Source organism: Shinella sp. G-2 (genome assembly GCF_050172695.1).
GTDB lineage: Bacteria > Pseudomonadota > Alphaproteobacteria > Rhizobiales > Rhizobiaceae > Shinella.
On sequence record NZ_JBBEYH010000053.1, the window covers coordinates 1 to 5405 of the forward strand.

General features: G+C 62.1%; 5 protein-coding genes and 1 pseudogene. 2 read left to right on the forward strand and 4 right to left on the reverse strand.

Annotated elements, in window-relative coordinates:
• From V8U06_RS28955 to V8U06_RS28970, 4 genes and pseudogenes are all read right to left on the reverse strand, one after another.
• Nucleotides 1–99 (reverse strand): annotated as a pseudogene (locus tag V8U06_RS28955) (amino acid ABC transporter ATP-binding protein); the annotation flags it as partial.
• A gap of 16 nt (nucleotides 100–115) precedes the next feature.
• Nucleotides 116–1270 (reverse strand): amino acid ABC transporter permease, encoded by a 1155-nt coding sequence (locus V8U06_RS28960; RefSeq protein WP_427143613.1) that lies wholly within the window; start codon nucleotides 1268–1270, stop codon nucleotides 116–118.
• A gap of 1 nt (nucleotide 1271) precedes the next feature.
• Nucleotides 1272–2480 (reverse strand): amino acid ABC transporter permease, encoded by a 1209-nt coding sequence (locus V8U06_RS28965; protein WP_427143614.1) that lies wholly within the window; start codon nucleotides 2478–2480, stop codon nucleotides 1272–1274.
• A gap of 94 nt (nucleotides 2481–2574) precedes the next feature.
• Nucleotides 2575–3603, reverse strand: a complete 1029-nt coding sequence (locus V8U06_RS28970) for an amino acid ABC transporter substrate-binding protein (protein WP_226919081.1) — start codon at nucleotides 3601–3603, stop codon at nucleotides 2575–2577.
• Between the two features lie 66 nt (nucleotides 3604–3669).
• Between V8U06_RS28970 and V8U06_RS28975 the strand changes: the two genes are divergently transcribed.
• Together V8U06_RS28975 and V8U06_RS28980 are read left to right on the forward strand one after the other, a co-directional pair.
• Nucleotides 3670–3960 carry a hypothetical protein gene (locus V8U06_RS28975; protein WP_427143615.1) on the forward strand — a complete coding sequence of 97 codons (291 nt, stop codon included), beginning with the start codon at nucleotides 3670–3672 and terminating at the stop codon, nucleotides 3958–3960.
• Complete coding sequence (locus V8U06_RS28980) at nucleotides 3957–5147, forward strand: cystathionine beta-lyase (protein ID WP_427143616.1); 1191 nt, start codon at nucleotides 3957–3959, stop codon at nucleotides 5145–5147. Before V8U06_RS28975 ends, V8U06_RS28980 begins: the two co-directional genes overlap by 4 nt.
• The last annotated feature ends 258 nt before the right edge of the window (nucleotides 5148–5405 follow it).

Below are 5405 nucleotides of genomic sequence, written 5' to 3' on the forward strand. Positions count from 1 at the left end.
CACGTGGAATTCGCCGTACCACTTGTTCATGTTGACGATCTCGACGGCGACATCCGTCGCGGAAACCGTCATCTTTTGCGCCTGGGCCTGGTTAGCCATTGTTTGTTCCTCTCAGTTATCTTTTATGGCCCTTGTCGAGCCGGCGTTCCACGAAGGCCGAATAGCGCGACATGCCGAAGCAGAAAATCCAGAACGTGAAGCCTGCGAAGATCAGGCCCGTCAAGGGCGTGACCGGCGTGATCCATCCCGAATCCCCAAAACTCGCCTTCACGATGCCCAGCAGGTCATACATCGAGATGATCGTGACGAGGGAGGTATCCTTGAACATGCCGATGAAGGTGTTCACGATGCCGGGGATCACGAGCTTGATGGCCTGCGGAAGCACGACGAAGGTCATTTTGTGGAAGTAGTTTAGACCAAGTGCGTCGGCCGCTTCATATTGTCCTTTCGGAATGGCTTGAAGACCACCGCGAATAACCTCCGCCATATAGGCGGACGCGAAGATCGACACGCCGATGAGCGCGCGCAGGAACTTGTCGATATTGTTGCCGGGTTCCAGGAACAGCGGCAGCAGCACGCTCGCCATGAAGAGAACGGTGATCAGCGGAACGCCGCGGATCAGTTCGATGAAGACGACGCAGACCGTTTTCATGATCGGCATGCGCGAGCGCCGTCCGAGCGCCAGCAGGATACCGGCAGGCAGCGACACGACGATGCCGACGAAGGAGATGATCAGCGTCACCATCAGGCCGCCCCAGAGCGACGTTTCCACATGCCGCAGGCCGAAGACGCCGCCGAGCAGGAGGAAGAACGACACGATGGGGAAGGCGACGAGGAGCAGAAGCGCGTTCAGCCCCTTGCGCTGCACCTTCGGCATCAGGAAGGGGACCAGCAGCGCCACGAACATGGCGACGACCAGCAGCGGCCGCCACAGCTCGTCACGCGGATAGGAGCCGAACATGAACTGCACGAAGCGGTCGTTCACATAGGCCCAGCAGGCACCGCTCCAGCCGGCCGGCAATTGGCCGCCCTGTTCGGTGGTGAGGCAGGCCGTGCGATCGGCGCCGGTCCACACCGCCGAGACGAACAGCCAGTTGAGGGCCTTCGGCAGGTAATAGAGGATCGCCGTAATGGCGAGGATGGACAGGAGAATGTCCTTCCACGAGGCGAAGAGGTTGTTGCGGATCCAGGCGAAGGCCGACTTTTCGGAGGCCGGTGGCTTTTCCGCCTCGAGGAACCGTTCGCGGACGTAGGTAATGCTCTCGGTCATCTCAGCGCTCCACCAGGGCCATCTTGGCATTGAACCAGTTCATCAACAGCGAGGTGATGAGGCTGATCGAGACATAGATCAGCATCCAGATCGAAATGATCTCGATCGACTTGCCGGACTGGTTGAGGATGGTGCCGCCGACCGCGACGAGGTCGGCATAACCGACGGCCACCGCGAGCGAGGAGTTCTTGATGAGGTTGAGATACTGCGAGGTGAGCGGCGGAATGATGATGCGCAGCGCCTGCGGCAGCACCACGAGGCGCGTCGCCTGGCCGGGCCGAAGGCCGAGCGCATAGGAGGCTTCCGACTGACCCTTGGACACGCCGCGGATACCGGCGCGCACGATCTCGGCGATGAACGAGGCCGTGTAGAGCGAGAGCGCCAGGTAGAGCGCCAGGAATTCCGGTCCGATGACCATGCCGCCCTTCATGTTGAAGGAGCCGGGCACGGGATAGTCGAGCGTCAGCGGGCTGCCCATCACCAGGAAGACGGCGAGGGGGAAGAGCACGATGAGCGCGAGATTGACCCACAGCACCGGCGGGCGCTGACCCGTGGCGCGCTGGCGGGCATTGGCCCAGATCGTGAAGGCGATGGCGGCGACGATGCCGAGCGCGATGGCGCCCAGCACCACGCCGAACCCTTCGCCGAAGACCGGCGCGGGCATGTAGATGCCGCGGTTCGAGATGAAGAAGACCGCGTCGGGGTCTTCCTTCAGGTGCTGGAAGATGGTGCGGATCGACGGCAACAGGGCGAGAACGCCGAGATACCAGAAGAAGATGACGAGCAGCGGCGGGATATTGCGGAAGATTTCCACATAGACCGTGCACAGCCGCGCGACCAGCCAGTTGTGCGACAGGCGCCCGATGCCGACCAGAAGGCCGACCACGGTGGCGGTGACGATGCCGGCAGCGGCCACGACCAGCGTGTTGAGAAGGCCGACCTGCAGCGCGCGGAAATAGGTCGAGTCGCTCGAATAGGCGATCAGCGTCTGCGCAAGGTCGAAGCCGGCGCGGCTGTTCAGGAAGCCGAAGCCGGCCGTCATGTTCGCGCGCGCAAGGTTCTGGACGACGTTGTTCCAGGCGTACCAGACCGCCCCGATGATCACGACGAGCGTGATGACCTGATAGGCGGTGCTTCTGAGCGCCGGATTGTAGAGAAGCGATACCTTCGGCGGTTCGCCGGACCCTGTTCGGGCATCCGCAAGAGCCATGCATTTCCCCTGACGTTGTTTTCGCCCTGTTTTCCGGGCGTTCATTTAAAGAGGAGGGCGGCGGATAGCCGCCCTCCCGAGGTCGTATCCGGACTTAGCGGATCGGCGGAGCGTACTGCAGGCCGCCCTTCGTCCACAGCGCGTTCAGGCCGCGGGCGATCTTGAGCGGGGAACCTTCGCCGACATTGCGCTCGAAGGATTCGCCATAGTTGCCGACAGCCTTGATGATCTGCACGGCCCAGTCCTTCGGCAGGCCGAGGTCGGCGCCGATGGTCGAGTCAGCTTCTTCGCCGAGGAAGCGCTTGATGTCCGGGTTGGCGGACTTCTTCATCTCTTCGACATTCGCCGTCGTGATGCCGAATTCCTCGGCGGCCACCATGGCGTAGTGCGACCAGGTCACGATGTCGAACCACTTGGAGTCGTTCTGGCGGACGGCCGGGCCGAGCGGCTCCTTGGAGATGATTTCCGGCAGAACCATGTGGTCGTCCGGGTTGGCCATCTTCAGGCGGATCGAGTAGAGGCCCGAGGCGTCGGTCGTGTAGGCGTCGCAACGGCCGGCATTGTAGGCGGCGTCGGCTTCGTCCTGCGCTTCGAAGACGACCGGCTTGAAGTCCATGTTGTTGGAGCGGAAGTAGTCGGCAAGGTTCAGTTCGGTGGTCGTGCCGGACTGCACGCAGACCGATGCGCCGGACAGTTCCAGCGCGGACTTCACGCCGAGTTCCTTCTTCACCATGAAGCCCTGGCCGTCATAGTAATTCACGGCGCGGAAATCGAAGCCGAGCTGCGAATCGCGGCTGACGCTCCAGGTGGTGTTGCGGGCGAGAATATCGATTTCGCCGGACTGCAGGGCCGGGAAGCGGTCCTTGGCCGAGAGCGGCGTGTACTTCACCTTGGTCGCATCGCCGAAGACGGCGGCGGCCACGGCCTTGCAGAGATCAACGTCGAGACCGGCCCAGTTGCCCGCCGAATCCTGTGCGCCGAAACCGGCGAGGTTCGAGCCGTTCACGCCGCACTGCACGAAGCCCTTGGCCTTCACGTCAGAGAGCGTGTCCGCCTGTGCTGCCGTTGCGCCAAGCCCCAGTACGGCAGCGCCGACGAGCGCCGTCACGATTTTTTTTGCCATTTTTTCACAACCTTTTTCTGTTGTCTTTGTTTTGTCCGCAGGCCCCGCACCCTTTCGGGCGCGCCTATGGAACTCGCCACCCTCCCGGCGCGAGGATGCTTATCTCATGCTCAAAATTCCGCAGGGTCAAGTCGGGCCGGCCATTTTCCGGCGGACGCCCCAAAAATGTTGGCATTTGACGAATTTTTGGGCGAAAAACCGGGGATTTGTGCAGTAAACCGCGCAAAATTCGACCTGTTTAACACTTTAAGCGCTTTGGAAGCCGCGTTATCCTTTCACATGGGGTTGACCTCACCGGCCGGCTGGCGAAAAGTCCGCGCCATCCATCCCTCGCATTTTCCCGGACCGAACCCATGAAAAACAGAGACGAAATCCTCGCCGGCGCCGGCGTGAACACCCGCCTTGCCCATGCCGGTAACGACCCGGCGGAGTATCACGGTTTCGTCAATCCGCCCGTCGTTCATGCGTCCACGGTGCTCTTCCCCAATGCCGCGACAATGGAGAACCGGGCGCAGAAATACACCTACGGCACGCGCGGCACGCCGACCACCGACGCGCTCTGCGCCGCCATCGACGAACTGGAAGGCTCTGCCGGCACCATTCTCGTGCCTTCGGGGCTCGCCGCCGTCACCGTACCGTTCCTCGCCTATCTCTCTGCCGGCGATCACGCGCTGATCGTCGATTCGGTCTATCATCCGACGCGTCTTTTCTGCGACACGATGCTGAAGCGTCTCGGCGTGACGGTCGAATATTACGATCCGGCCATCGGCGCGGGTATCGAAGCGCTGATCAAGCCGAACACGAAGCTGGTGCACACGGAAGCGCCGGGTTCCAACACGTTCGAGATGCAGGACATTCCGGCCATTGCCGCCGCGGCGCACAAGCATGGCGCGGTGGTGACCATGGACAATACCTGGGCGACGCCGCTCTATTTCCGTCCGCTCGATTTCGGCGTCGACGTTTCCATCCATGCGGCGACGAAATATCCGGCGGGCCATTCGGACGTGCTGTTCGGCACCGTCTCGGCCAATGCGGCGCATTGGGAACAGTTGCACGACGCACAGATCACGCTCGGCACCTGCGCGTCGCCCGACGACGCCTATCAGGTGCTGCGCGGCCTGCGCACCATGGGCGTGCGGCTGGAACGGCATCAGGAAAGCGCGCTGGACCTGGCGCGCTGGCTGGAGGGTGTCGACGATGTGGCGCGCGTGCTGCATCCGGCACTGCCGAGCTTCCCGGGCCACGACCTCTGGAAGCGCGACTTCAAGGGCGCGAGCGGCATCTTCTCCATCGTTCTCGACGGCGGTTCGCCGGATCGGCACAAGGCGAAGGCCCACGCCTTCCTCGATGCGCTCGGCATTTTCGGCCTCGGCTATTCCTGGGGCGGCTTCGAGTGCCTTGCGGTGCATGTGAACCTGTCCGACCGCCGCGTCGCCAAGGGGCCGACGGAAGGGCCGCTGCTACGCCTGCAGATCGGTCTTGAGGATGTGAAGGACATCAGGGCGGATATCGAACGCGGGCTTGCCGCGGCACGCGCCGTTTAAGGGGTAGCGCCGCCCTCATCCGGCAGGCCGGGTGAGGGCGCTTTCCCGATCGGATTGCGGACAAGGCTCCAGCTTTTCGTTTTACCGCATTGTCCGACGCCGAAGCGATTCCGCTTCGGCTGGACATGCTCTAAATTCTTTTGTTTTCGTTTGTCTTTTCGGGAAAACCGGTTCCCACTTTTCCCTGACAAACTCTAGGTCGGATCGACATTCAAGATTCCCAAATCGGCTGATTGCTGATTCATAGGTTACCGTGTT